At 64.1% G+C, this 25255-nt stretch carries 31 protein-coding genes and 1 tRNA gene; 8 read left to right on the top strand and 24 right to left on the bottom strand.

Translation table 11 applies throughout. The annotated features are described in order from the left end of the window. Positions 1-7: 7 nt before the first annotated feature. The 11 genes from ndk to trmJ all read right to left on the bottom strand — a co-directional run bounded on the left by ndk (position 8) and on the right by trmJ (position 7793). Positions 8-439, bottom strand: coding sequence for a nucleoside-diphosphate kinase (gene ndk / locus K8374_RS19540; RefSeq protein ID WP_023382208.1), 432 nt, complete (start codon positions 437-439; stop codon positions 8-10). Between the two features lie 87 nt (positions 440-526). Further along, positions 527-727 carry a Fe-S cluster assembly protein IscX gene (iscX, locus tag K8374_RS19545; protein WP_023382209.1) on the bottom strand — a complete coding sequence of 67 codons (201 nt, stop codon included), beginning with the start codon at positions 725-727 and terminating at the stop codon, positions 527-529. Between the two features lie 9 nt (positions 728-736). Beyond that, complete coding sequence (gene fdx / locus K8374_RS19550) at positions 737-1078, bottom strand: ISC system 2Fe-2S type ferredoxin (RefSeq protein ID WP_084858485.1); 342 nt, start codon at positions 1076-1078, stop codon at positions 737-739. Between the two features lie 3 nt (positions 1079-1081). Beyond that, positions 1082-2944 carry a Fe-S protein assembly chaperone HscA gene (gene hscA, locus K8374_RS19555; protein WP_224456843.1) on the bottom strand — a complete coding sequence of 621 codons (1863 nt, stop codon included), beginning with the start codon at positions 2942-2944 and terminating at the stop codon, positions 1082-1084. A gap of 43 nt (positions 2945-2987) precedes the next feature. Further along, on the bottom strand, positions 2988-3509 hold the full coding sequence (hscB, locus tag K8374_RS19560; protein ID WP_224456844.1) for a co-chaperone HscB: 522 nt from the start codon (positions 3507-3509) through the stop codon (positions 2988-2990). Between the two features lie 8 nt (positions 3510-3517). Further along, positions 3518-3841 carry an iron-sulfur cluster assembly protein IscA gene (gene iscA / locus K8374_RS19565; protein ID WP_084858488.1) on the bottom strand — a complete coding sequence of 108 codons (324 nt, stop codon included), beginning with the start codon at positions 3839-3841 and terminating at the stop codon, positions 3518-3520. A gap of 39 nt (positions 3842-3880) precedes the next feature. After that, positions 3881-4267, bottom strand: coding sequence for a Fe-S cluster assembly scaffold IscU (iscU, locus tag K8374_RS19570; protein ID WP_084858489.1), 387 nt, complete (start codon positions 4265-4267; stop codon positions 3881-3883). A gap of 46 nt (positions 4268-4313) precedes the next feature. Beyond that, the gene (locus K8374_RS19575; RefSeq protein WP_084858490.1) at positions 4314-5528 is read right to left on the bottom strand and encodes an IscS subfamily cysteine desulfurase; all 1215 of its coding nucleotides are present in this window, start codon (positions 5526-5528) and stop codon (positions 4314-4316) included. A gap of 42 nt (positions 5529-5570) precedes the next feature. Further along, positions 5571-6062 (bottom strand): Fe-S cluster assembly transcriptional regulator IscR, encoded by a 492-nt coding sequence (gene iscR, locus K8374_RS19580; RefSeq protein ID WP_084858491.1) that lies wholly within the window; start codon positions 6060-6062, stop codon positions 5571-5573. Positions 6063-6230: 168 nt separating this feature from the next. Further along, entirely contained in the window at positions 6231-7016 is a 786-nt protein-coding gene (gene cysE / locus K8374_RS19585) for a serine O-acetyltransferase (RefSeq protein ID WP_224456845.1), read from the bottom strand. A gap of 6 nt (positions 7017-7022) precedes the next feature. Continuing rightward, positions 7023-7793, bottom strand: a complete 771-nt coding sequence (gene trmJ, locus K8374_RS19590) for a tRNA (cytosine(32)/uridine(32)-2'-O)-methyltransferase TrmJ (RefSeq protein WP_224456846.1) — start codon at positions 7791-7793, stop codon at positions 7023-7025. A 150-nt stretch (positions 7794-7943) separates the two neighbouring features. Between trmJ and suhB the strand changes: the two genes are divergently transcribed. After that, positions 7944-8762 carry an inositol-phosphate phosphatase gene (gene suhB / locus K8374_RS19595; RefSeq protein WP_084858494.1) on the top strand — a complete coding sequence of 273 codons (819 nt, stop codon included), beginning with the start codon at positions 7944-7946 and terminating at the stop codon, positions 8760-8762. 212 nt (positions 8763-8974) lie between these two features. On the opposite strand, the gene K8374_RS19600 is transcribed toward suhB, so the two are convergent. From K8374_RS19600 to queA, 6 genes are all read right to left on the bottom strand, one after another. Beyond that, positions 8975-9523, bottom strand: a complete 549-nt coding sequence (locus tag K8374_RS19600; RefSeq protein WP_084858495.1) for a glycine zipper 2TM domain-containing protein — start codon at positions 9521-9523, stop codon at positions 8975-8977. A 117-nt stretch (positions 9524-9640) separates the two neighbouring features. After that, the gene (gene secF / locus K8374_RS19605) at positions 9641-10549 is read right to left on the bottom strand and encodes a protein translocase subunit SecF (protein ID WP_224456847.1); all 909 of its coding nucleotides are present in this window, start codon (positions 10547-10549) and stop codon (positions 9641-9643) included. Positions 10550-10559: 10 nt separating this feature from the next. Next, entirely contained in the window at positions 10560-12422 is a 1863-nt protein-coding gene (gene secD / locus K8374_RS19610) for a protein translocase subunit SecD (protein WP_084858497.1), read from the bottom strand. Positions 12423-12485: 63 nt separating this feature from the next. After that, entirely contained in the window at positions 12486-12821 is a 336-nt protein-coding gene (yajC, locus tag K8374_RS19615) for a preprotein translocase subunit YajC (RefSeq protein WP_010223473.1), read from the bottom strand. Between the two features lie 39 nt (positions 12822-12860). After that, entirely contained in the window at positions 12861-13976 is a 1116-nt protein-coding gene (gene tgt, locus K8374_RS19620; protein WP_172403058.1) for a tRNA guanosine(34) transglycosylase Tgt, read from the bottom strand. Positions 13977-13990: 14 nt separating this feature from the next. Then, entirely contained in the window at positions 13991-15040 is a 1050-nt protein-coding gene (queA, locus tag K8374_RS19625) for a tRNA preQ1(34) S-adenosylmethionine ribosyltransferase-isomerase QueA (RefSeq protein WP_224456848.1), read from the bottom strand. 108 nt (positions 15041-15148) lie between these two features. Between queA and K8374_RS19630 the strand changes: the two genes are divergently transcribed. The 4 genes from K8374_RS19630 to K8374_RS19645 all read left to right on the top strand — a co-directional run bounded on the left by K8374_RS19630 (position 15149) and on the right by K8374_RS19645 (position 16866). Beyond that, positions 15149-15233: transfer RNA gene (locus K8374_RS19630), tRNA-Leu, on the top strand. 361 nt (positions 15234-15594) lie between these two features. Beyond that, positions 15595-15828, top strand: coding sequence for a hypothetical protein (locus K8374_RS19635; RefSeq protein ID WP_224456849.1), 234 nt, complete (start codon positions 15595-15597; stop codon positions 15826-15828). A gap of 14 nt (positions 15829-15842) precedes the next feature. Continuing rightward, positions 15843-16100 (top strand): DUF3077 domain-containing protein, encoded by a 258-nt coding sequence (locus K8374_RS19640; RefSeq protein WP_172403054.1) that lies wholly within the window; start codon positions 15843-15845, stop codon positions 16098-16100. Positions 16101-16386: 286 nt separating this feature from the next. Further along, positions 16387-16866, top strand: coding sequence for a GNAT family N-acetyltransferase (locus K8374_RS19645; RefSeq protein ID WP_224456850.1), 480 nt, complete (start codon positions 16387-16389; stop codon positions 16864-16866). Between the two features lie 9 nt (positions 16867-16875). Here the strand turns inward: K8374_RS19645 and K8374_RS19650 are convergent, their stop codons facing one another. The 5 genes from K8374_RS19650 to K8374_RS19670 form a co-directional block, all read right to left on the bottom strand. Then, on the bottom strand, positions 16876-17172 hold the full coding sequence (locus K8374_RS19650; RefSeq protein ID WP_224456851.1) for an addiction module antidote protein: 297 nt from the start codon (positions 17170-17172) through the stop codon (positions 16876-16878). Positions 17173-17632: 460 nt separating this feature from the next. Further along, positions 17633-18400 carry a phosphonate ABC transporter, permease protein PhnE gene (phnE, locus tag K8374_RS19655; protein WP_224456852.1) on the bottom strand — a complete coding sequence of 256 codons (768 nt, stop codon included), beginning with the start codon at positions 18398-18400 and terminating at the stop codon, positions 17633-17635. Then, positions 18397-19224, bottom strand: a complete 828-nt coding sequence (locus K8374_RS19660; RefSeq protein ID WP_224456853.1) for a PhnE/PtxC family ABC transporter permease — start codon at positions 19222-19224, stop codon at positions 18397-18399. The genes phnE and K8374_RS19660 overlap by 4 nt, the downstream gene beginning before the upstream one ends. Further along, positions 19218-20012, bottom strand: a complete 795-nt coding sequence (locus K8374_RS19665) for a phosphonate ABC transporter ATP-binding protein (RefSeq protein ID WP_224456854.1) — start codon at positions 20010-20012, stop codon at positions 19218-19220. Before K8374_RS19665 ends, K8374_RS19660 begins: the two co-directional genes overlap by 7 nt. Next, on the bottom strand, positions 20009-20863 hold the full coding sequence (locus K8374_RS19670) for a putative selenate ABC transporter substrate-binding protein (protein WP_224456855.1): 855 nt from the start codon (positions 20861-20863) through the stop codon (positions 20009-20011). The genes K8374_RS19665 and K8374_RS19670 overlap by 4 nt, the downstream gene beginning before the upstream one ends. Positions 20864-20986: 123 nt before the next feature. On the opposite strand from K8374_RS19670, the gene selD reads away from it, so the two are divergent. Further along, positions 20987-22021: a selenide, water dikinase SelD gene (gene selD / locus K8374_RS19675; RefSeq protein ID WP_224456856.1), complete on the top strand. Its 1035-nt coding sequence runs from the start codon at positions 20987-20989 to the stop codon at positions 22019-22021. Then, entirely contained in the window at positions 22021-23130 is a 1110-nt protein-coding gene (gene mnmH, locus K8374_RS19680; protein ID WP_224456857.1) for a tRNA 2-selenouridine(34) synthase MnmH, read from the top strand. The genes selD and mnmH overlap by 1 nt, the downstream gene beginning before the upstream one ends. 157 nt (positions 23131-23287) lie before the next feature. Here mnmH and K8374_RS19685 read toward each other — a convergent pair whose 3' ends face one another. Together K8374_RS19685 and K8374_RS19690 are read right to left on the bottom strand one after the other, a co-directional pair. Beyond that, on the bottom strand, positions 23288-23674 hold the full coding sequence (locus tag K8374_RS19685; RefSeq protein ID WP_224456858.1) for a lysozyme inhibitor LprI family protein: 387 nt from the start codon (positions 23672-23674) through the stop codon (positions 23288-23290). An 87-nt stretch (positions 23675-23761) separates the two neighbouring features. Then, on the bottom strand, positions 23762-24679 hold the full coding sequence (locus K8374_RS19690; protein ID WP_224456859.1) for a LysR family transcriptional regulator: 918 nt from the start codon (positions 24677-24679) through the stop codon (positions 23762-23764). A 90-nt stretch (positions 24680-24769) separates the two neighbouring features. Here K8374_RS19690 and K8374_RS19695 point away from each other — a divergent pair, with 90 nt between their 5' ends. Continuing rightward, the gene (locus K8374_RS19695; RefSeq protein WP_224456860.1) at positions 24770-25249 is read left to right on the top strand and encodes a DMT family transporter; all 480 of its coding nucleotides are present in this window, start codon (positions 24770-24772) and stop codon (positions 25247-25249) included. The last annotated feature ends 6 nt before the right edge of the window (positions 25250-25255 follow it).

A 25255-nucleotide genomic window follows, 5' to 3' on the forward strand; every position in this document is an offset into this window, starting at 1 on the left:
GCTTCGCTTAGCGAATGCGGTCGCACAGCTCGGTAGCGGAGAAGAAGTAAGCGATTTCGCGGGCAGCCGAAGCTTCCGAGTCGGAACCGTGAACAGCGTTCTCGTCGATGGAAACGGCGAAGTCGGCGCGGATGGTGCCGGCAGCAGCTTCTTTCGGGTTGGTGGCGCCCATCAGTTCGCGGTTGGCCAGAACGGCGTTTTCGCCTTCCAGAACCTGAACGATGACCGGGCCCGAAGTCATGAAGGCAACCAGGTCGGCGAAGAAGCCGCGCTCTTTGTGCTCAGCGTAGAAGCCTTCAGCCTCGGCCTTGGACAGTTGCTTCATCTTCGAAGCGACGACGCGCAGGCCGGCTTTTTCGAAGCGAGTGGTGATCTCGCCGATGACGTTCTTGGCGACGGCGTCAGGCTTGATGATGGAGAAGGTACGTTGAACAGCCATGGATAACTCCAAAATTGAGTGTTGCGAAAAATTAAACCCGCGAATTATACGCGGGTTCCAGGGGATTGCCTAACCTGCAGGTGACGCTCAGTCGGCTTCTTCGATCCAGGCCGCCTGGATGGCCTCGAGCACTTTCTCACCGCCGCGTGACGGATCGTCGCTGAATTCTGGCAAGGCCAGCACCCAGCGGTGCAGATCGACGAAATTCACATAACGAGGATCGACGTCCGGCTTGCTTTCCGCAAGCTGGATGGCGATTTCAAGTACATCAATCCATTTCAGGCTCATGCTGGAACCTCAGTGCGGCGCTTCGGCGGCGTGGTTGAGGGAGTATTTGGGGATTTCGATCGTCAGGTCTTCGTCGCCGACGATCACCTGGCAGGCCAGGCGCGATTGCGCTTCCAGGCCCCAGGCCTTGTCCAGCATATCCTCTTCCAGCTCATCGGCTTCTTCCAGCGAGTCGAAACCCTCGCGGACGATGCAGTGGCAGGTGGTGCAGGCGCAAACGCCACCACAGGCGCTTTCCATCTCGATGTGATGCTCGTGGGCCAGCTCCAGGATGTTGGTGCCTGGCTCCACCTCTACCACCAGCCCCTCCGGGCAGAACTTCTCGTGCGGCAGGAAAATCACCTGGGGCATCGGTTACTCCTCGATCTCATTCAGGTTGCGCCCGGCCAGTGCGGCTTTGACCGTCGAATCAAGGCGACGGGCGGCAAAAGCATCGGTCACCTGCGACAGACGCTTGGTCTGCTGCTCGATGGCCGCGCCATCGGTGCCGGTGAGCAAATCACGCAATTCTTGCATCTGGTACTCGATCGCTTCGCGCTCCTCGGCGCTGAGCAACCGCTCGCCGTCGGCATCCAGGGCGCCCTGCACCGCCTCGAGCAGGCGCTCGCCGTCGACCTGGTGCTCGCGCAGCTGGCGCGCCTGCTTGTCGGAGCCGGCGTGCTCGAACGAATCCTTGAGCATGCGGGCGATCTCGCCATCGGTCAGGCCATAGGACGGCTTGACCTGGATGCTCGATTCCACGCCAGAACCCAGCTCGCGGGCCGAGACGCTGAGCAGGCCGTCGGCGTCGACCTGGAAGGTGACACGGATCTTCGCCGCGCCGGCGACCATGGCCGGAATGCCGCGCAGTTCGAAGCGTGCCAGGGAGCGGCAGTCGCTGATCAGCTCGCGCTCGCCCTGCAGGACGTGGATCATCATGGCCGACTGGCCATCTTTATAGGTGGTGAACTCCTGGGCGCGGGCCACCGGGATGGTGGTATTGCGCGGAATCACCTTTTCCATCAGCCCGCCCATGGTCTCCAGGCCCAGGGACAGCGGGATGACGTCCAGCAGCAACAGCTCGCCACCCTCGCGGCGGTTGCCGGCCAGGGTGTCGGCCTGGATGGCGGCGCCGATGGCCACCACCTGGTCCGGGTCGATCGACGTCAGCGGGGTACGGCCGAACAGCCCACCTACGGCCTCGCGCACACGCGGGACGCGGGTCGAACCGCCCACCATCACCACGGCCCCCACCTCTTCGAGCTCGACACCGCTGTCGCGCACGGCGCGGCGGCAGGCCTTGAGGCTGCGGGCGACCAGTGGTTCGATCAGGGCTTCGAAAGCGGCGCGGGTCAGCTCACCCTGCCAGGTACCGTGGCGTACGCTGACCACGTCGGCGTCGGTCAAGGCTTCCTTGGCGGCGCAGGCAGCCTGGAGCAGCTGGCGTTGGGCGCTGGGGTCGAGGTCGGACGACAGCCCGGCCTGCTCGACGATCCAGCCGGCGATGGCATGGTCGAAGTCATCGCCCCCCAGGGCGCTGTCGCCACCGGTGGCCAGCACTTCGAACACGCCCGCCGTCAGGCGCAGGATGGAAATGTCGAAGGTACCGCCACCCAGGTCATAGATGGCTACCACGCCTTCGGCCTTCTCATCCAGGCCATAGGCCACGGCAGCGGCGGTCGGCTCGTTGAGCAGGCGCAGCACGTTGAGGCCGGCCAAGCGTGCGGCATCCTTGGTGGCCTGACGCTGGGCGTCGTCGAAATAGGCCGGCACGGTGATCACTGCGCCCACCAGTTCGCCGCCGAGGGTTTGCTCGGCACGCTGGCGCAGCACCTTGAGAATGTCGGCGGACACCTCCACCGGGCTCTTCGCCCCCTGGACAGTGTCGATGAACGGCATGTGCGACTCGCCACCGACGAAGCGGTACGGCAGCTGTTCGCCCAGCTGCTTGACGTCGGCCAGGCCGCGCCCCATCAGGCGCTTGACCGACAAGATGGTGTTCAGCGGGTCGCTGGAAGCCGCTTCGCGGGCCGCCAGGCCTACGTCGATGCCGCCGTCGAGGTAACGTACCGCCGAGGGCAGGATGACATTGCCCTGCGCATCGGGCAGCGGTTCGCTGCGACCGCTGCGTACGGCGGCGACCAGGGAATTGGTGGTGCCCAGGTCAATCCCCACCGCCAGGCGGCGCTGGTGCGGTTGGGGGCTTTGACCGGGTTCGGCGATCTGCAGTAGGGCCATGCTTATCTGAGTACCTTAGGCGTCGTCACGTGCAACGCCGGGGTTAATCGTCGAGGCGCTCTTCGAGTTGGCGCACTTCCTGGGCGAGCTTGTCGAGGAACTGCATGCGGCGCATCAGGCGCTCTGCCCTGTCACGCTCGGCAGCCACATCCCAGCAGGCGGCGAAATCCTCGTTCAACGTCTCCTGGGCGGCTTTCAGGCGTTTCTTGAAGACAGCGACACCGTCGAGGTCGGCTTCGTCCTGCAGCTCTTCGAGCTCTTCGCGCCACTGCATCTGCTGCAGCAGGAAGTCCGGGTCGTGGACCGTGACTTCCTGGGGCACTTCGTGGCCGCCGATGGCCAGCAGGTAGCGGGCACGCCGTGGGGCGCTGCGCAGGGTCTGGTAGGCCTCGTTGAGGGCCGCGGATTTCTCCAGCGCGACGCGCTGCTCGCGCTCGGAGGCATCGGCGAAGCGGTCCGGGTGGACCTCGCGGGCCAGCTCGCGATAGCGCGTGGCCAGCTTGTCGAGGTCCAGACGGAAGCCGGGCTGCAGGTCAAACAGGGCGAAATGGCAAGGAGTACCCACGTCAAGCCTCAGACATTGAAGCTTTCGCCGCAGCCACACTCACCGCGCACGTTGGGGTTGTTGAACTTGAAGCCTTCGTTCAACCCTTCCTTGACGAAGTCCAGCTCGGTGCCGTCGAGGTAGACCAGGCTCTTGGGGTCGATGATGACCTTCACGCCATGGTTCTCGAAGACCTGGTCTTCGGCCGCCACTTCATCGACGAACTCCAGCACATAGGCCAGGCCCGAGCAGCCGGTGGTGCGCACGCCCAGGCGGATGCCCTCGCCCTTGCCGCGCCCTTCGAGGGAACGCCGCACGTGGTTGGCGGCGGCTTCTGTCATGCTGATAGCCATCGGAACTCTTTCCTCAACTTCAGTTAGCGCACACGCGTCTTAGACCAAGCCTTTCTTCTGCTTGTAGTCGCGAACAGCGGCCTTGATGGCGTCTTCCGCGAGCACCGAGCAGTGGATCTTGACCGGCGGCAGCGCCAGTTCTTCGGCCAACTGGGTGTTCTTGATGGTCTCGGCTTCGTCCAGGGTCTTGCCCTTCATCCACTCGGTGGCCAGGGAGCTGGAGGCGATGGCCGAGCCACAGCCGTAGGTCTTGAACTTGGCGTCTTCGATGATGCCCTGCTCGTTGACCTTGATCTGCAGGCGCATGACGTCGCCGCAGGCCGGCGCGCCGACCATGCCGGTACCGACATCAGGGTCGTCGGCGTTCATCTTGCCGACGTTGCGCGGGTTTTCGTAGTGGTCGATGACCTTTTCACTGTATGCCATGGTGCAATTCCTTCCTCATCAGGGAGCCGCTCTTGCCGGCGACTGCTTAGTGGGCGGCCCACTCGATCTTGGAGATGTCGACGCCGTCTTTGTACATGTCCCACAGCGGCGACAATTCGCGCAGTTTGTTCACTGCCTCGCAGACTTTCTGCGCGGCGTAGTCGACTTCTTCCTCGGTGGTGAAGCGGCCGAAGGAGAAGCGGATCGAGCTGTGCGCCAGCTCGTCGTTGCGGCCCAGGGCGCGCAGCACGTAGGACGGCTCGAGCGAAGCGGAGGTGCAGGCCGAGCCGGACGATACGGCGATGTCCTTGAGCGACATCAGCAGCGACTCGCCTTCGACGTAGTTGAAGCTCAGGTTCAGGTTGTGCGGCACGCGAGCCGTACGGCTACCGTTGACGTACAGTTCCTCGAGGTTGGATACCTGCTCGAAGAAGCGGTCGCTCAGGGCTTTGATGCGCACGTTCTCGGCGGCCATCTCCTGCTTGGCGATGGCGAAGGCCTCGCCCATGCCGACGATCTGGTGGGTCGGCAGGGTACCCGAGCGCATGCCGCGCTCATGGCCACCGCCATGGATGATGGCTTCCAGGCGTACGCGCGGCTTGCGGCTGACGTACAGCGCGCCGATACCTTTCGGGCCGTAGACCTTGTGCGCCGAGAACGACATCAGGTCGACCTTCAGCTTCTGCAGGTCGATCTCGACCTTGCCGGCGGACTGGGCGGCATCGACGTGGAACAACACACCGCGCGAGCGGGTCAGTTCACCGATGGCGGCGATGTCGTTGATCGAGCCGACTTCGTTGTTCACGTGCATCAGCGAGACCAGGATGGTGTCTTCGCGCAGGGCCGCCTCGACCATGGCCGGGGTGACGATGCCGTCTTCACCGGGCTCGAGGTAGGTGACTTCGAAACCTTCGCGCTCGAGCTGGCGAGCGGTGTCCAGGACCGCCTTGTGCTCGATCTTGGAGGTGATGATGTGCTTGCCCTTGGTCTGATAGAAGTGCGCCACGCCCTTGAGGGCGAGGTTGTCGGACTCGGTGGCACCACTGGTCCAGACGATCTCGCGCGGGTCGGCGTTGATCAGCTCGGCAACCTGGCGACGGCCGTTCTCGACGGCTTCCTCGGCCTTCCAGCCGAACACGTGGGAACGCGAGGCCGGGTTACCGAAGTTCCCGTCGACCAGCAGGCAGTCGGCCATCTTCTGGGCGACGCGCGGATCGACCGGAGTGGTCGCGGAGTAATCGAGGTAGATCGGCAACTTCATTGGGTATCTCCTATCAGGCGGTGGCGTCGCTCGTCGCTGCGATCAGTCGACGGCGGACGTCTCAATCTTGTCCATCCGGGCGGTACGGCCCGAGACGCGGCGCAGGTCCTGGCGATGGGCGACTTCCTGCACCTCGCGGCGCTCGACCAGGTCGGCCAGGCTGATGCCGCTGAGGAACTCATGGATCTGCTGGCTGAGGTCGCACCACAGGTGGTGGGTCAGGCAGGTGTCGCCGGCGTGACAGTCCCCCAGGCCCTGGCAACGGGTGGCATCGACCGATTCGTTGACCGCGTCGATGACCTGGGCCACCTGGATGGTTTCCATGCCCCGCGACAGCTGGTAGCCGCCGCCCGGGCCGCGCACGCTGGAAACCAGGCTGCCGCGGCGCAGCTTGGCGAACAGCTGTTCCAGATAAGAAAGGGAAATGCCCTGGCGCTCGGAAATGTCGGCCAAAGACACCGGCCCATGCTGCGCATGCAACGCCAGGTCAAGCATGGCGGTCACGGCATATCGGCCTTTGGTAGTCAGTCGCATGGCTAATGGGTACCACGGGAGTTACAGGATGTGTGCGAGTATGCGATTCCCGAGCATTTAAGTCAACTATTAGACCTAGTGCTTTAGTCGGGTATGCATCGGGGAGGCGGGCGCGAGTCTAACAGACCAGGGGCGTGAGCACACGCCCCATATCTCATCGCGCCGCAATCAATGCGCCTGGGTGTCGCTCTGCGCGGTCTGCTTGACCTCGACGAAGTCGTCCTCGGGCAGCGCGGGCAGTTCCTTGCCGCAATAGTCGCTGCCCAGCTTGGTCAACGCACCGCACATGCCTTCGAGCCGTTCGTCGACCGCCTGCAGGTGATCGAGCATCTGGCCGATGGCGCGGGCCACTGGGTCGGGCATATCACCACTGACACCGTAGGCATCGAAGCCGATCTTCTCGGCCATGGCCTTGCGCTTGGCCTCGACCTCGCTGTCCTCGGCCTTGACGATGATCCGCCCCGGGATACCCACGGCCGTGGCACCGGCAGGCACCGCCTTGGTCACCACGGCATTGGAGCCGATCTTGGCCCCGGCACCGACGGTGAACGGGCCGAGCACCTTGGCCCCCGCCCCGACCACCACGCCGTTCTCCAGGGTCGGGTGGCGCTTGCCCTTGTTCCAGCTGGTGCCGCCCAAGGTCACACCCTGGTACAGGGTGACATCGTCACCGATCTCGGCGGTCTCGCCGATGACGATGCCCATGCCGTGGTCGATGAAGAAACGCCGGCCGATGGTAGCGCCGGGATGGATCTCGATGCCGGTCAGCCAGCGACCGAAGTTCGACACCAGGCGTGCCAGCCACTTGAACTCGCGTACCCACAGGGCATGGCCCAGACGGTGCAGCCAGATGGCATGCATGCCCGGGTAGCAGGTCAGCACCTCGAAGGCATTGCGCGCCGCCGGGTCACGATGGAATACGCTCTGGATATCTTCGCGCAGACGTTCGAACATCTTTTTCTAGTCCTTCCGCTTATGCGGCTCGCCCCGTGCGACTTTCTGGGTCTCGGTGAGGATGCCGCGCAAAATGCTCATTTCCGAACGATTGACCGAACTGCGCCCATAGAGCCGGCGCAGGCGCGGCATCAGGTGCTTGGGCTTCTCCGGGTCAAGGAAGCCGATCTGCACCAGGGTTTTTTCCAGGTGCTCGTAGAACAGCTCCATCTCGTCCATGGTCGCCAGCTCGCCGCTGCGCAGCGAGTTGGCTTCGAACTTCTCGACCTTCGTCGGCGCGCCCTGGGCCGCCAGCCAGGCCATGCGCACCTCGTAGGAGAGCACCTGGACCGCCGCGGCGAGGTTGAGCGAGCTGAAGTCGGGGTTCGAGGGAATGTGCACGTGGAAGTGACATCGCTGCAGCTCTTCGTTGGTCAGGCCGGCGTGCTCGCGACCGAACACAAGGGCGATTTCCTCACCGACGCCGGCATGCTCGACGACCTTGGCACCGCATTCGCGGGGGTCGAGCAACGGCCAGGGGATGCTGCGCTCGCGGGCACTGGTGCCGATCGCCAGGCTGCAGCCGACCAATGCTTCTTCGAGGCTGTTGACGACTTGGGCGTTGTCCAGCACATCGTCGGCGCCGGACGCGCGCGCCGTGGCATCCACGGCAGGGAAATCCAGAGGCTGGACCAGCACCAGGCGCGACAGGCCCATGTTTTTCATGGCACGTGCAGCGCCGCCGATATTGCCGGGGTGGCTGGTATTGACCAGAACAACACGAATATTCTGCAACAAGGTGTTGAGCTCACGGATGTGGATAACAGGGCAAACGATCTTACAGAAGCGACGGACGTAACGCCACGAAAGCACATGTCACCCTTCTGCCGAAGCAGATTTCTGATAGACTATGCGGCTTTCCTCTTTAACATCCCAGGTGAAACGCCCATGCAGCCTATGCTGAATATCGCCCTGCGCGCCGCTCGCAGCGCCAGTGAATTGATTTTCCGCTCCATCGAACGCCTGGACAGCATCAAAGTCGACGAGAAAGAAGCCAAGGACTACGTGTCCGAGGTTGACCGCGCCGCCGAGCAGACCATCGTCAACGCCCTGCGCAAGGCCTACCCGAACCACTCCATCCAAGGTGAAGAAACCGGCCTGCACGCCGGTACCGGTGAAGAAGGCAAGGACTACCTGTGGATCATCGATCCACTGGACGGCACCACCAACTTCCTGCGTGGCGTTCCTCACTTTGCGGTCAGCATCGCCTGCAAATACCGCGGCCGCCTCGAGCATGCCGTCATCGTCGACCCGGTTCGCCAGGAAGAATTCACCGCCAGCCGCGGTCGCGGCGCCCAGCTCAACGGTCGTCGCCTGCGCGTCAGCTCGCGCACCAGCCTGGAAGGCGCCCTGCTGGGTACCGGCTTCCCGTTCCGTGACAACCAGATGGCCGACCTGGACAACTACCTGGGCATGTTCCGCGCGCTGACCGGCCAGACCGCTGGCATCCGCCGCGCCGGTTCCGCCAGCCTGGACCTGGCCTACGTGGCCGCCGGCCGCTTCGACGCCTTCTGGGAGTCGGGCCTGTCCGAGTGGGACATGGCCGCAGGCGTGCTGCTGATCCAGGAAGCCGGTGGCCTGGTGAGCGACTTCAATGGTGGCCACGACTTCCTCGAGAAGGGCCACATCGTCGCGGGCAACATCAAGTGCTTCAAGGCCGTGCTGACGGCCATCCAGCCGCACCTGCCCGAGTACATGAAGCGCTAAGCGCTGCGTACATGCCACAAAAAAGCCCGCATCGCTGCGGGCTTTTTTGTGGCCGTTGTCCAAGGCGTAGCGCAACTCCCTGTAGGAGCGGCCTTGTGCCGCGAAAGGGCTGCAGAGCAGCCCCGGCAATTTCTGCCAAAGCTCAAACCCTAGGGGCGCTTCGCACCCCTTTCGCGGCGCAAGGCCGCTCCTACAAAAAAGCAGATCGCGGTTTACTGCCCAGCCTGGTTCTCGCTCAACACCAGGTTGCCGTTCTTGTCCAACGGAATGGTAGAACCCGGCTCATGATTCATCTTCACTCGGCCAACCTTATCGCCGATGGAGTAGGTCACGTTATAGCCGACCACCTTCTCGCTCAGGTCATTGACGGTGTTGCAGCGGGTTTGCGTAGTGGTATAGGTGTCACGCTCCTGCATGCCCTCCTGCACCTTGTTGCCCGCGTAACCACCGCCCACGGCACCGGCCACGGTAGCGATCTTCTTGCCCGAACCACCACCGATCTGGTTGCCCAGCAGGCCGCCAGCAATGGCACCGACCACGGTACCGGCGATCTGGTGCTGGTCCTTCACCGGTGCCTGGCGCGTCACGGTGACGTCCTTGCACACCTGGCGCGGCGTCTTGATGGTTTCCTTGATGGGCTGCACGTCCGTAACCTGGGCGTACTCCGGCCCCTTGTTCACCAAGCTGTAGGTGGCGACAGCACCTCCGGCGGTCACACCGACAGCACCCAGTACCGCACCCACAAGCATTGATTTATTCACGTGAACCTCCTGATATACCGGCGGGGTTAGCCGCCTTCTCCCAGCCTTGGAGCATAAAAAAAGGCGCGAGTTCAATACCCGCGCCTTTCTTTGCGCCAGACGGTGGCCTGGAACAGCTTACGGACGGTCGTCCTCGCCCTCGGCCTTGACCGGCGGGATCAGGTCTTCGCTGCTCAGGTTCAGCCAGATCAGCACCACGTTGGCGATGTAGATCGACGAGTAGGTACCGGCCATGACGCCAATGAACAGCGCCAGGGAGAAGCCGAACAGGTTGTCGCCACCGAAGAACAGCAGCGCAGCGATGGCCAGCAAGGTCGACACCGAGGTGGCCACGGTACGCAGCAGGGTCTGGGTGGTCGAGACGTTGATGTTCTCGATCAGCGACGCCTTGCGCATCACACGGAAGTTCTCACGCACCCGGTCGAACACCACGATGGTGTCGTTGAGCGAGTAGCCGATGATCGCCAGCACCGCCGCCAACACCGTCAGATCGAAAGTGATCTGGAAGAACGACAGGATACCCAGGGTCACCACCACGTCGTGGATCAGCGAAACGATGGCGCCGACGGCGAACTTCCACTGGAAGCGGAAGGCCAGGTAGACCAGGATGCCGCCCAGGGCCAGCAGCATGCCCAGGCCACCCTGGTCACGCAGTTCCTCACCCACCTGCGGGCCGACGAACTCGACGCGCTTGACCGTGGCCGGGTTGTCGCCCCCGGCCTTCTGCAACGCCGCGGCAACGCGGTTGCCCAACTGCGGGTCGTCGCCAGGCATGCGCACCAGCAGGTCGGTGGTGGCGCCGAAGCTCTGCACCACGGCCTCGTCGAAACCGGACTGGACCAGCTCGGCACGCACCGCCTTGAGGTCGGCCGGGCGCTCGTAGGTCAGCTCGATGAGCGTACCGCCGGTGAAGTCCAGGCCGAAGTTCAGGCCCTTGTGCCACCAGCTGAACAGCGCCAGGACGGTGAGGAGCACGGTGATGGCGAACGCGACATTGCGCACGCCCATGAAGTTGATGGTTTTCATCGCAGCTCCCTCAAACCCACAGCTTCTTGATGTCACGCCCGCCACAGGTCAGGTTGACCAGTGCACGGGTCACCATGACGGCGGTGAACATCGAGGTGAAAATCCCGAGGGACATGGTGACCGCGAAGCCCTTGACCGGGCCGGTACCCATGGCGAAGAGGATGCCGCCGACCAGCAGGGTGGTCAGGTTGGCATCGACGATCGCCGAGTAGGCGCGGTTGAAGCCCTCGTGGATGGCGCGCTGCACCGACATGCCGGCGGCGATCTCTTCGCGGATACGCGAGAAGATCAGCACGTTGGCGTCCACCGCCATACCCATGGTCAACACGATACCGGCGATGCCCGGCAGGGTCAGGGTGGCGCCCAGCAGCGACATCAGCGCCAGCAGCAGGACCATGTTGCCCGCCAGGGCGATGGTGGCCAGCACGCCGAAGGCGCGGTAGATGGCGATGATGAACAGCGAGACGAACAGCATGCCCCACAGGGACGCGTCGATACCCTTGGTGATGTTGTCGGCACCCAGGCTCGGGCCGATGGTGCGTTCTTCGGCGAAGTACATCGGTGCGGCCAGGCCACCGGCGCGCAGCAGCAAGGCAAGCTCGGACGACTCGCCCTGGCCGTTCAGGCCGGTGATGCGGAACTGGCTGCCCAGCGGCGACTGGATGGTCGCCAGGCTGATGATCTTCTTCTCTTCCTTGAAGGTCTGGATCGCCACGTCCTTCTCGACGCCATCGACCACTTGCTTCTCGTAGCGGGTCATCGGCTTCTGCTCGATGAAGATCACCGCCATGCTGCGGCCGACGTTGCTGCGGGTGGCGCGGCTCATCAGCTCGCCACCGTGGCCGTCCAGGCGAATATTGACCTGCGGACGGCCATGCTCGTCGAAGCTGGCCTGGGCGTCGGTCACCTGGTCACCGGTGATGATCAGGCCACGCTCGACCGCGGCGGAACGGCCGCCTTCGCGGAACTCGAAGACCTCGGTGGTGGCCTTGGAGGCACCCGGCTCGGCACCGAAACGGAACTCCAGGTTGGCGGTCTTGCCCAGGATACGCTTGGCTTCGGCGGTGTCCTGCACGCCTGGCAGCTCGACCACGATACGGTTGGCGCCCTGGCGCTGGACCAGCGGCTCGGCCACGCCCAGCTCGTTGACCCGGTTGCGCACGGTGGTCAGGTTCTGCTTGATCGAGTATTCGCGGATCTCGGTCACTTTCGCCGGGGTCAGCGCCAGACGCAGCACGGCGAGCTCGTTGCGCTCGGTGGTGGTCAGGTCGAAATCATTGAAATTCTTGCGGATCAGGCTACGGGCCTGCTCGCGGGTGGCATCGTCGGCGAAGCCCAGCATGATGCCGCCATCCTGCTGGGGCAGGCTGCGGTAGCGGACGCGCTCTTTGCGCAGCAAGGTCTTGACCTCGCCTTCGTAGACTTTCATGCGGGCACTCATGGCCTTGTCCATGTCCACTTCCAGCAGGAAGTGCACACCACCGGACAGGTCCAGGCCCAGTTTCATCGGGCTTGCGCCCAGGTTGCGCAGCCATTGCGGGGTGGTCTGGGCCAGGTTCAGGGCCACGACGTAATCATCGCCCAGTGCCTTGCGCACCACATCCTTGGCCGGGAGCTGGTCTTCCTGGTTGGTCAGGCGCACCAGCGCACTGCCCTTCTCGCCCAGGCTGCCGCCCTTGACGGCGATACCGGCATCGGTCAGCGCCTTGGTGGCGCGGTCCAGGTCGGCCTGGCTCACGTGCAGCGCGGAGCTCGCACCGCTGATCTGCACCGCCGGGTCATCCGGGTAGAGGTTGGGAGCGGAATAAATAAAGCCGATCGCCAGTACCACCAGGATCAGCAGGTATTTCCACAGAGGGTATTTGTTCAGCATCACGCCGCCCGTTCAAGACGCGGGGCGCGTTGCGCGCCCCGACTGGAAAAGAAAACCGGTAACTCAGATAGCCTTGAGCGTACCTTTTGGCAGGGTCGCAGCCACGGCGCCCTTCTGGAACTTCAGCTCGACGTTGTCGGACACTTCCAGGACCACGAAGTCGTCGGCCACTTTGACGATCTTGCCAGCGATGCCGCCGTTGGTGACAACTTCGTCACCTTTTTGCAAGTTGCTCAGCAGGTTCTTCTGCTCCTTGGCACGCTTGGCCTGCGGGCGCCAGATCATCAGGTAGAAGATGACCAGGAAACCGACCAGGAAGATCCATTCGAAGCCGGTACCGGCTGGGCCGGCGGCAGGGGCAGCAGCGTCCGCGTAGGCGGCGGGAATCAGAAAGCTCATTGGGCACTCCAGTTGCTATAAGTTTATAAGTGCAAACAGTCAGTCCAAGGGCGGCACGGGCAGCCCGCGCTTGGCGTAGAAGGCGTCGACAAAGGCGGCCAATTTACCTTGTTGAATAGCCTCGCGTAAACCGGCCATCAAGCGCTGGTAATGGCGCAAGTTGTGGATGGTATTCAGCATGCTGCTCAACATTTCGCCACATTTATCCAGGTGATGGAGATAGGCGCGGGAGAAGTTGGTGCAGGTATAGCAGTCACAGGTCGGATCCAGCGGCGAATCATCATGGCGATGGAACGCGTTGCGGATCTTGATCACCCCGGTATCGACGAACAGATGGCCGTTGCGCGCATTGCGCGTGGGCATCACGCAGTCGAACATGTCGACGCCGCGGCGCACACCCTCTACAAGATCCTCGGGTTTGCCTACCCCCATAAGGTAACGAGGTTTGTCAGCGGGCATCTGGCCGGGCAGGTAATCCAGCACCTTGATCATCTCGTGCTTGGGCTCACCCACCGACAGGCCACCGATGGCCAGGCCGTCGAAGCCGATATTCTCCAGCGCTTCCAGCGAGCGCATGCGCAGGTCCTGGTACATACCGCCCTGGACGATACCGAACAGCGCCGCAGTGTTGTCGGCGTGGGCGTTCTTCGAGCGCTGGGCCCAGCGCAGCGACAGCTCCATCGAGGCGCGCGCCACGTCGTGCTCGGCCGGGTACGGCGTGCATTCGTCGAAGATCATCACGATGTCCGAGCCCAGGTCGCGCTGGACCTGCATGGACTCCTCCGGCCCCATGAACACCTTGGAACCGTCGACCGGCGAGGCGAAAGTCACGCCCTCTTCCTTGATCTTGCGCATGGCGCCCAGGCTGAACACCTGGAAGCCGCCGGAATCGGTGAGGATCGGGCCCTTCCACTGCATGAAATCATGCAGGCTGCCGTGCTTCTTGATCACCTCGGTGCCTGGGCGCAGCCACAGGTGGAAGGTGTTACCCAGGATGATCTCGGCGCCGATGGCCTCGATGTCGCGAGGCAGCATGCCCTTGACCGTGCCGTAGGTACCCACCGGCATGAACGCCGGGGTTTCCACCGTGCCACGGGGGAAGGTCAGGCGACCGCGACGGGCCTTGCCGTCGGTGGCCAGCAGTTCGAACGACATTCGACAGGTGCGACTCATGCTTGATCCTCGGGGCCGCGTGGCGCCGGATTGCGGGTGATGAACATGGCATCACCGTAACTGAAGAAGCGGTACCGCTGCTCGACCGCCGCCGCGTAGGCAGCCATGGTCTCGGGGTAGCCGGCGAAGGCCGAGACCAGCATCAGCAGCGTGGACTCCGGCAGGTGGAAGTTGGTGACCAGGGCATCGACTACATGGAACGGCCGGCCCGGGTAGATGAAGATGTCGGTGTCACCGCTGAAGGCCTTCAGCTGGCCGTCACGAGCGGCACTTTCCAGCGAACGCACGCTGGTGGTGCCCACCGCGATCACCCGGCCCCCTCGGGCACGGCACGCCTGGACGGCGTCGACCACGTCCTGGCTGACCTCCAGCCATTCTTTATGCATGTGGTGGTCTTCGATCTTGTCGACTCGTACCGGTTGGAAGGTACCGGCGCCCACATGCAGAGTGACGAAGGCCCGCTCGACGCCCTTGGCAGCGATCTTCTGCAGCAGCGCTTCGTCGAAGTGCAGGCCGGCGGTCGGCGCGGCCACGGCACCGGCGCGCTCGGCGTAGACAGTCTGGTAGCGCTCGCGGTCGGCGCCTTCGTCCGGGCGGTCGATGTAGGGCGGCAGCGGCATATGGCCGACACGCTCGAGCAGCGGCAGCACTTCTTCGCTGAAGCGCAGCTCGAACAGAGTCTCATGGCGCGCCACCATCTCGGCTTCGCCGCCGCCGTCGATGAGGATCTGCATGCCCGGCTTGGGCGCCTTGCTGGCGCGCACATGGGCAAGTACCCGATAGGTGTCGAGCACGCGCTCGACCAGCACTTCCAGCTTGCCGCCGGAGGCCTTCTGGCCAAACAGCCGCGCCGGAATCACCCGGGTATTGTTGAATACCATCAGATCACCGGGGCGCAGGTAATCGAGCAGGTCGGTGAACTGACGGTGCGCCAGCTCCCCGCTCGGCCCATCGAGGACCAGCAGACGGCTGCCATGGCGCTCGGCCAGGGGGTGGCGGGCGATCAGGGAATCGGGGAGTTCGAAGGAAAAATCGGCGACGCGCATGATGGTGTTCGGTTCGACAGGGTCGGAAAGTTTAGCCCAAAGAGCGAAAATTGACCATGAAACCCGATTGACCGACCCACGGAGGCTCTCTATACTGCGCCCCCACAAGCCCTGATGGCGGAATTGGTAGACGCGGCGGATTCAAAATCCGTTTTCGAAAGGAGTGGGAGTTCGAGTCTCCCTCGGGGCACCAAGATCCGAAAGAAACCGACCTTATGGTCGGTTTTTTTATGCCTGGGATTTGAAAGGCCATGGCGCCGTCTCTGTAGGAGCGGGCTTGCCCCGCGATTGGCCAGGCCTGGAAACGTGCCGGCATGGCAAGGGCTTCGCCCTTGATCGCGGGACAAGCCCGCTCCTACAGGGTATGCGCGACTACTTCAAATTTTCAGATTTTCCGTATTCCCGCATCAATTCGCTTTTATGGCGGTTGTACGTGGGGCGCCTTCGGGCGCGCCGAGTGCCTAGCTTCCTCGGTCTGTCAACCCGCGTACTGCCGCCACCCTCTTGTTTGACAGCAAATGGTGGTGGCGCCTTCTCGAAGCTAGGAGACCACCATGTTAAAGATCGTCCCCGACCCACCCTACCCCACCGAACTCGCCCATTCGCTCGAAGACATTCTGATGCAGACCTCCGAATACCTGGTTTGCGCTCTCTCCATCGCCCAGCAGAACACCCTCTCCCATCAGGCCTCATCCGCTCAGGCACTGACCCTGGCCACGATGCACGAGATCGAGGCGGCTCGCGGCATGGTGGAAATGGCGCTGAGCAAGGTTCAGGTACGCCACTGACAAGGAGCATGACGATGACAAGCAAGACAGTAGGCGTGACCTGCTTTGGCTACGGCACGGGTGATGCGCCTTTGTTTCGGGTGGAACCGGGACAGGACGCGATCCTCGCGTTGGACCAGGCCTCGGCGATGCTGCAGTGCGTGCGGCGAATGACGCTGCTGGCGGCGACCGATGGCGAGGCGGACCTCGGCTGGGCGGCGCATCTGCTCAGCGACATGGCCAAGGCGATCATGGATGACGTGGAGGTTGGGCGCCAGCGCGCACAGCCATAGGCCCATCACCGGATAAGCCCGCTCTGATTGAACGATGCATAGCCCTTTGATCCGCAGAGCCTTTGGGGCGGGCTTATCCCGCGATTGGCCAGGCCTGGAAACGCGCCGGCATGGCAAGGGCTTCGCCCTTGATCGCGGGGCAAGCCCGCTCCTACAGGGGGACAGTGCAAGGGCACGCATTCGCCTTCGATCAAGCTGATCTTCTCAACACGGGATAACGGCACACAGGCACTCAAGTTCAACGATGTATCCTTGAAGTGAGCCCCACTGATCCAAGGCATACCCCATGAAGCTGACACACCGCCCCGTGCGCCACGACGATATCGCCGCCATCTGCTGTTTCCCGCAAGGTGCGGATGAGCTGTTCTATATGTTCCCCAAGGCCACCTACCCACTCACGCCGGACCAACTGAGCGATGCCATTGCCCAGCGCAGCGGGTCGACGGTGATCGAAGGGGATGGCGTAGTGCTGGGCTTTGCCAATTTCTACAAGGCCGACCACGGTGGCGTATGTGCATTGGGCAACGTGGTGGTCGCTCCGGCCGCCCGTGGCCATGGCGTAGCACGCTACCTGGTGCAGTGCATGATCGACTTGGCCCGCGAACAGTTCGCCGCGCGCGAGGTGTGGGTGTCGTGCTTCAACCACAACACGGCGGGGCTGCTGCTTTATCCGCAGTTGGGGTTCGTCCCGTTTGGTATCGAGGAACGGCAGGCACCGGACGGCAGCCGGGTCGCGCTGGTACAGATGAGTCAAACGCTCATATGAGCACCTACGTCAGCGCGATACGAAATGGGGTCGTGCCAAAAGGTCGATTCCCAACGCACGGACCACCCTCAGAACAGTATCGAAGCGAGGCTTAGCACCTGGCGTTAGCGCCTTGTAAAGGCTTTCACGACCCAGGCCGCTGTCTGCTGCGATCTTGGACATTCCCCGCGCCCTGGCGATATGCCCGAGTGCACGAATGATCTCATCGCTGTCACCATCGGCCAGCACCTGGCTCAGGTATTCACTGATGGCCTCATCGCTGTCCAGCAATGTAGCCATGTCAAACGGGATCAGCTTCTCTTTCATTTCATCTCCTTCGCGAGCTGCCTGGCTTTGAGGATATCGGAGGCCTGAGAGGACTTGTCTCCACCTGCCAGCAGGAGAATCGTATCCTTATGGATACAACGCAACAAGATTTGGAAGTGGTTCACTCTGACAAGCGCTCCAGCGATGAGATAGCCAGTGCGGTCTCACGATTGGGTGAGCTTTATCGTCGCTACTCGAGAGACATCAGGTAACGGGCGCTACGCTCGATCGCGGGGCAAGCCCGCTCCCACAGGGGCACTGCCGCCCTCGAGACCAGCGCCATATCTGTGGGAGATTGTATGGGCTGGACACGCCTTCGGTGGGTTCAATACTTCTCAGCCGTGCCAATACGGCCCAGGCTCCGCTTGCGTCGTGGGAGCTGGCGACAGCCCACCGAGATCGTGCCGCTCTCAAGACTTGCGAAATCCATGTGGGGCCGCAAGGCGGCCCCAGGGATGGCTCAGGCGCGCACGTACCGCTGGCGCAGCACGTCGCTGAAGGCATCCACCAGCAGCACCAACACCAGCATGCCGATGATCACGGTGCTGGCCTGGGCTTCCTGGAACAGGCTCAGGGTGGTGTAGAGCATCTGCCCCAACCCACCGGCACCGACGAAGCCCAGCACGCTGGCCATGCGGATGTTGTTCTCCCAGCGGTAGAGGCTGTAGGCAAGCAATTGCGGCCAGAGGTTGGGCAAGGTGCCGAAGCAGAACGCCGCAGCCTGGCTGCCACCTTGCAGACGGATGGCGGCGGCAGGCTCGGCGGGTGCGTTTTCCAGGGCCTCGGCGAACAGCCGGCCCAACACGCCAGCGGTATGCAGGGCCAGGGCCAGGGTGCCGGCGTTGGGGCCCAGGCCTGCGGCGAGCACGGTCAGCGCGGCCCAGACCAGCTCAGGGATTGCACGCAAGGCATTGAGCAGCAGCCGCGCAGCGCCCTGCAGCGGCCAGCCGAAGCGGCCGGCGGCCGGCAACGCCAGTAACAGGCCGAGCACCATGGCCAGCAGCGTACCCAGGCCAGACATGGCCAGGGTCTCCAATGCACCCTTGCCTACGGCCCGCAGGTGCTCGGCGGACAGGTCCGGGCTCAGGAAGCGGTGTGCATATTCGCCCATCTGCGCCAGCCCGCCGTTGCCGACCACCGACGCCATGTCCAGCTCGAGGTAGCCGAACGACGCCACCACGGCGGCGAGAATCGCGACCACCACCAGCAGGTTGATCACCCGGTTCATGCCAGCCTCCCCCGCAGCACGCGGCTGAGCAGATCGGCGAGCATCACCAGCACCAGGAATGCCAGCAGCATGCTCGCCACCTCGGCCCCGGCGAACATGCGCATCGACAGGTCGATCTGCTGCCCCAACCCACCGGCACCGACGAAGCCCATCACCACCGAGGCGCGCACGGCACATTCCCAGCGGTAGACGGTATAGGAGACCACCTCCGCCGCCGCCCCCGGCAGGATGCCGTAGAAGAATGCCGTAAGCCGCCCACTGCCCGCCTGCAACAAGGCATGGGCCGGGCGCTGGTCCACCGATTCGAAGATTTCCGCATAGACCTTGCCCAGCATGCCGGCATAGGTGATGGCGATGGCCAGCACCCCGGCGGTCGGCCCCAGCCCCACGGCGCGGACGAACAGCAACGCCCAGACGATCTCGGGCACGCTGCGCAGGAATACCAGCAACCCGCGCACCGGCAGACGCAGCAGCCGCGACCACAGTCCCGGTCGCCCGCCGCGGGAGGCCGCACGCAGCGACAGTGCACGGCTGGCCAGCAAACTGGTCGGTACCGCCAACAGCAAGGCCAGGGCCATGCCGGCCGTGGCCACGGCCAGGGTTTGCAAGGTCGCCTCGAACAGCAGCGAGAGGAAATCGGCATCATGGGCCGGTGGCCAGAATCCGCTGGCGAAGCTGGCCATCTGTTGGCGGTTTTCGGCTTGCAGCAGCACGCCGGGGTTCAGTTCGCTCAGACGCAGCCCAGGCCACAACAGGGCCAGGGCGAGCAGGGTCAGCAACAGCCGGGGCCAGGCCGCCGGGTCACGGGAGTCAGCCCTCAGCATCGTGGGATCTGTACCGTCAGGGTCGGCCCCGGCGTGGGCGGCGAGCCCAACTGCTCGTTGGCGTACAACGCGTCGAGCAGGCTCTCGGTCACCGCCTGGGCCGGGCAGTCGAACGCCACCTGGCCATTGCGGATACCCACCACCCGAGGAAAATGCGCCAACGCCAGCTCCACTGCATGCAGGCTGGCCACCAGCGTTACGCCGTTGGCCTGGGCGTGGCGGTTGAGCAGCGCCAGGCTGTGGTCGGCGAGCACCGGGTCCATGGCTGACACCGGCTCGTCGGCCAGCAAGACGTCAGGGCGCTGGTACAACGCGCGGGCAATGCCGACGCGCTGCAACTGGCCACCGGAGAGCTGGCCGCACTGGACGAACAGTTTGTCGGCCAGGCCCAGTTCCGCCAGGGCCTGACGCGCGCCCGGCACGTCGGTTGGGTAGACCAGGTTGAGCAGGCCCCGCAACGTGCCCCACTGCCCCAGTCGCCCGGCCAGCACTGCGGTCACCACACGCTGGCGTGGCGGCAAAGGCGGCGCCTGATGCACCAGCCCCACCCGCGCGCGCAGGCGCTGCCGGGCCCTGGCCGACAGCGCCCAGGGTTGCTCGCCGAGCAGTTCCAGGCGCCCGGCGCTGGGCTGTACAGCCGTGGCCATCACATGCAGCAGGCTGGACTTGCCGGCCCCCGAAGGGCCGATGATCGCAACCCGCTCACCCTTGTCGATACGCAGGCTCACCGCATCGAGCGCGCGGACCTGGCCATGGCGCAGGCCCGCACCGTGCAGATGGATAGTCACTTGAGCAGACCGGCCTCGCGTGCAGCTTGCTCGGTGCCTACGTAGTTCTCAGGCTTGGTTTCGATGAAGCGGCTGGCAGCCTGCAAGTCGAGGATCGCCTTGTGCTCGGGGTTGGCCGGGTCCAGGGCGAGGAAGGCGGCCTTGATCTTTTCCTTCAGGGCCGGGTCCATGTTGCCGCGCACGGTCCAGTTGTAGTCGAAGTAGGTCGGGGTGGTGGCGAAGACCTTGACCTTGCTGGTATCGACTTTGCCGGCGTCGACCAGCTTCTGCCAGACGCTGGCGTTCAGTACACCGCCGTCGACCTTGCCCGCCTGAACCCAGGCGACCGTGGCATCGTGGGCACCGGAATAGGCCACACGGCTGAAGTAGCCTTCAGGCTTGATGTTGTCCTGCTTGAGCATGAAGTAGCGCGGCATCAGGCTGCCGGAGGTGGACGAGATCGAGCCGAAGGCGAACGACTTGCCCTTGAGGTCGGCCAGGCTCTTCACATCCGGGTTGGCGGTGATGAACTTGGAGGTGAACTGAGCGTCCTGTTCACGCTGCACCAGTGGCGTGGCGGTCGGGTCCTTCAGGTGCACCTGGACGAAGGTGAAGCCACCCAGCCAGGCCATGTCCAGGCGGTTGGACGCCAACGACTCGACCACGGCCGGGTAGTCGGCCACCGGTACGAACTTCACATCCATGCCCAATTGCTTGGAAAGGTATTCACCCAGTGGCTTGAACTTGCGCAGCAGTTCGGTCGGTGCCTCATCGGGGATGGCACTCACCCGCAGGGTATCAGCAGCCTGGGCAATGACGGCACAGCAAGACAGCACGAGGCCGGCGGCGACCGCCAGGGGACGTTTGAGCATGGGATTCTCCGGTTCAATAGCGGGGAAAGGGCCGGCGACGCGCCGACGGAGGGGAATTATAAGAGTCGCTGGCGCAAAGGCCAGCTTTGCTACAATCGCGCATCACGAAAATTCGAGGTGCGTATGAGCGAACCGATTCGTCTGACCCAGTACAGCCATGGCGCTGGCTGCGGCTGCAAGATTTCCCCCAAGGTGCTGGATGTGATCCTCGCCGAGAGCGGCACCCAGGCCCTGGACCCGAAACTCTGGGTCGGCAACGCCTCGCGCGACGACGCGGCGGTCTATGCGCTGGACGATGAACGCGGCGTGGTCTCGACCACCGATTTCTTCATGCCCATCGTCGACGACCCGTACGACTTCGGCCGCATCGCCGCCACCAACGCCATCAGCGACATCTACGCCATGGGCGGTGACCCGCTAATGGCCATCGCCATCCTCGGCTGGCCGGTCAACGTGCTGCCACCCGAGGTGGCCCGCGAAGTGATCCGTGGCGGTCGTGCCGTGTGCGCCGAAGCGGGCATCCCGCTGGCTGGCGGCCACTCCATCGATGCCCCTGAGCCGATCTTCGGCCTGGCCGTCACCGGCGTGGTCGGCAAGCGCCACCTCAAGCGCAACGACACCGCCAGCGCCGGCTGCCGCCTGTACCTGACCAAACCACTGGGCATCGGCATCCTCACCACCGCCGAGAAGAAGGCCAAGCTGCGCGAGCAGGACCAGGGCCTGGCCCGCGACTGGATGTGCACCCTAAACACCCCCGGCAGCCGCTTCGGCAAGCTCGACGGGGTCAAGGCCATGACCGACGTCACCGGCTTCGGCCTGCTCGGCCATCTGGTGGAGCTGGCCGAAGGCAGCGGCCTGACCGCGCACCTGCGCTACGACGCCGTGCCGCGCCTGCCCAGCGTCGATCACTACCTGGCCGAGGGCTGCATCCCTGGCGGCACCCTGCGAAACTTCGACAGCTATGGCCACAAGATCGGCGCCCTGAGCGATGACCAGAAACACCTGCTGTGCGACCCGCAGACCAGCGGTGGGCTGCTGGTGGCGGTCAGCCCCGAGGGCGAGGCCGAGTTCCTCGCCGTGGCGGCAGAGCTGAACCTGGCGCTCTCGCCGATCGGCGAGCTGGTCGAGCGACAGACCCACGCGGTCGAGGTGCTTTGATGCGCAACGACTGCACCGATTACCGCCAGCTGTTCCTCGACGACGTGCCGATGATGGACATGCGCGCACCGGTCGAATTCGCCAAGGGCGCCTTCCCCGGCGCGGTCAACCTGCCGCTGATGAACGACCAGGAGCGGCAGAAGGTCGGCACCTGCTACAAGCAACAAGGCCAGGCCGCCGCCATCGCCCTGGGCCATCAACTGGTCAGCGGCGCGACCAAGCAGGCGCGCCTGGAGGCTTGGGCGGCGTTCGCCAAGGCCCACCCCGACGGCTACCTGTACTGCTTCCGCGGCGGCCTGCGCTCGCAGATCGTCCAAGGCTGGCTGAAGGATGAAGCCGGCATCCAGTACCCGAAGGTCAAGGGTGGCTACAAGGCCATGCGCAACTTCCTGCTGGACACCACCTTGCAGGCGGTCGAGCAGTGCGATTTCGTGCTGGTGGGCGGGCTCACCGGCACGGGCAAGACCGATGTGCTGGTCCAGCTGGACAACGTCCTGGACCTGGAAGGTCATGCCAACCACCGCGGCTCCAGTTTCGGCAAGCGCGCCACCGCGCAGCCGGCGCAGATCGACTTCGAGAACCAGCTGGCCATCGACATCCTCAAGAAGCGCGCCCGCGGCATGCAGCAGTTCGTGCTGGAGGACGAAGGGCGCATCGTCGGCAGCTGCTCGGTACCTCTGGAGCTGTACCAGGGTATGCAGCACTATCCGCTGGTGTGGCTCGAGGACAGCTTCGAGAACCGCGTGGAGCGCATCCTGCGCGACTACGTGATCAACCTGTGCGCCGAGTTCGTCGTGGTCCATGGCGAAGAACAAGGGCCGACGCTGTTCGCCCAGCGTATGCGCCAGAGCATGGCCAATATCCACAAGCGCCTCGGTGGCGAACGCTTCCAGCGGTTGTCCGCATTGCTGGAACAGGCCCTCGAGGAACAACTGCGTAGCGGCGATGTGAGCCTGCACCGGGGCTGGATCGAAGGCTTGCTCAACGAATACTACGACCCGATGTACGCCTACCAGCGCGAGGCCAAGGCCGAGCGCATCGAGTTCGCTGGCGATGGCGTGGAAGTGCGCGAATACCTGAAGGCCCGGGCCAGGCGGGAACCCCGCTAGCGCTCCAGCGGATGCACGAACTTCCTGATGTTGCGCAGAACCTGTAGGAGCGGCGGTCCGATTTGCCCCCCGATTGGGCCGACCCTGTCGTCGCGACTGTATGGCAAGGGCTTCGCCCTTGATCGCGGAGCAAGCCCGCTCCCACAGGACTGGCTTGTCATTGCGCGGGGCTTAGCACCCGTTCCAGCTCCGCCGCCCGCTCCCGGGTCAGGTCCATCATGCACATGCCGCTTTCGAGTTGGCGGGCGGTACCGCCGCTCACCTGCCCATGAAACGCGCAGTTTTCATCACGGTACTTGATCCACGTGCGCTGCACATCGCGCAGCGCCCTCTGCTGGCTTGGCTCCAGCTTGGCCATCAATTGCTTGTAGACGCGATTCAGGCGCTCATCCTGCACCTGGGTCTCGGCTACGATGCAGTTGCTCATGGCCAGGGTGCTCATGGCCTTGTCCATGCACTGCGAGTAGGACGACGACGGCGCCTCCGCCTGGGCCTGAGTGGCACAGCAGGCCAAGACGATGGCAGCCAGGGAATATCGGGTCATGTGCGCTCCTTGTACGTTGGCATAGGGGCCAGAGCCTAGCACTCCCACCCGCCGGATCAGCCGCGTCTTGGAAAAATCGGATACGTCCTACTCTTGCGCCTGATCCGCTTCGCACAAGGCGCGGATGCGCTCGCGCAACCATCGATGGCCGGCATCGCCTTCGCGTCGCGAATGCCAGGCCTGGGTAAAACCAAAGGGCGCAATGGCCAGCGGTGGCTCGAAACTACGCAAGCCCGGCGCCAGACGGGCGCCTGCCAGGCTACGACGGGCCACGGTAAGCACCAGGTCAGTACCGATGATCAGCCCCTGGGCCACGCCCCAGTGCGGCAAGGTCAAGGCAATGCGACGTCGCTCGCCCAACGCCTGGAGTGCCAGGTCGATCTCGTTGTCGATGCCCGGCCGTACGGCCACCAATACATGAGGGCGAGCCAACCAGCGATCCAGCGGCAGCCCACCTCGGGGTGGCAAGGTCTGGCGGTCGGCCAGGCACACGAAAGACTCTTCGAACAGTACCTGCACCTGGATCTCGGACGGCAATTCGGGGAACACCCCCAGGGCGAGGTCCACCTCGCCATCGATCAGTTGCCCAAGCATCGCTTCCCGGCTGCCTTGGGAAACCACCAGATCGATCCCCGGCGCCTCGGCCCTGAGCAGAGGCATCAGCCCAGGCAATACGACCCGCGCGCCATAGTCCGACATGGCCAGGCGAAAGGTTCGCCGCGCCCGGCTCGGCTCGAAGCGTGGGCTGCCCAGCAAGCCGTCCAACTGCTCCAGCGCCTGTTCGAGCGGCTCGCGCAAAGCCTGCGCCCGGCTGCTCAGGTGCAGGCGGCCGCCTCGGCGCACCAGCAGGGGATCGGAGAAGATTTCACGCAGCTGCGCCAACGCATGGCTGACTGCGGGCTGGCTGCGGTGCAGGCGCACCGCGGCGCGGGAGACATGCTGTTCGCTGAGCAAGGCATGCAGGGTCAGGAGCAGATTGAGGTCGATGCGGCGAAGATCATCCATGGTACGAATAGAGCCTGTGCAACGTTCGAATTTCCATCATTGAAATGGATAAACAACACTGCGCCTAGCGTTTTTCCAAAGGAGTTCCCGATGCCACAGGCCTTCACGCTGTCCGCCCTCCTCCCCTTGCTCGTTGCCCTGCTGGCCGGCGCGGCGGTGCCCTTCCAGGCCGGCAGCAACGCTGCCCTGGGCCGCCTGCTGGGTCACCCGCTGTGGGCGGCCGGGGTATCGCTGATGGTCAGCCTGTTGATGCTGGTACCGGCCTTGCTGGTCATGCGCGCGCCTGCGCCGCAGTTGCAGAATCTCGCCCAGGCCCCTTGGTGGGCCTGGTTCGGTGGCGTAGCGGGCGTGCTCTACATCACCGCTGCGCTGGTACTGACGCCCCGGCTGGGGGCGGCGGGGTTCATCGTCTGCGTGATCGCCGGGCAGGTGCTGTCGTCGCTGCTGATCGACCAGTGGGGGTTGATGGGGCTGCCGGAGCGGCCGGTCAATGCGATTCGCCTGGCCGGGGTGGGCATGATCGTGATCGGCATGCTGGTCGTGCAATGGGGTACGTCGCGTGCCTGCTAGCGCTGC

This window comes from Pseudomonas sp. p1(2021b), from assembly GCF_020151015.1.
GTDB lineage: Bacteria > Pseudomonadota > Gammaproteobacteria > Pseudomonadales > Pseudomonadaceae > Aquipseudomonas > Aquipseudomonas putida_K.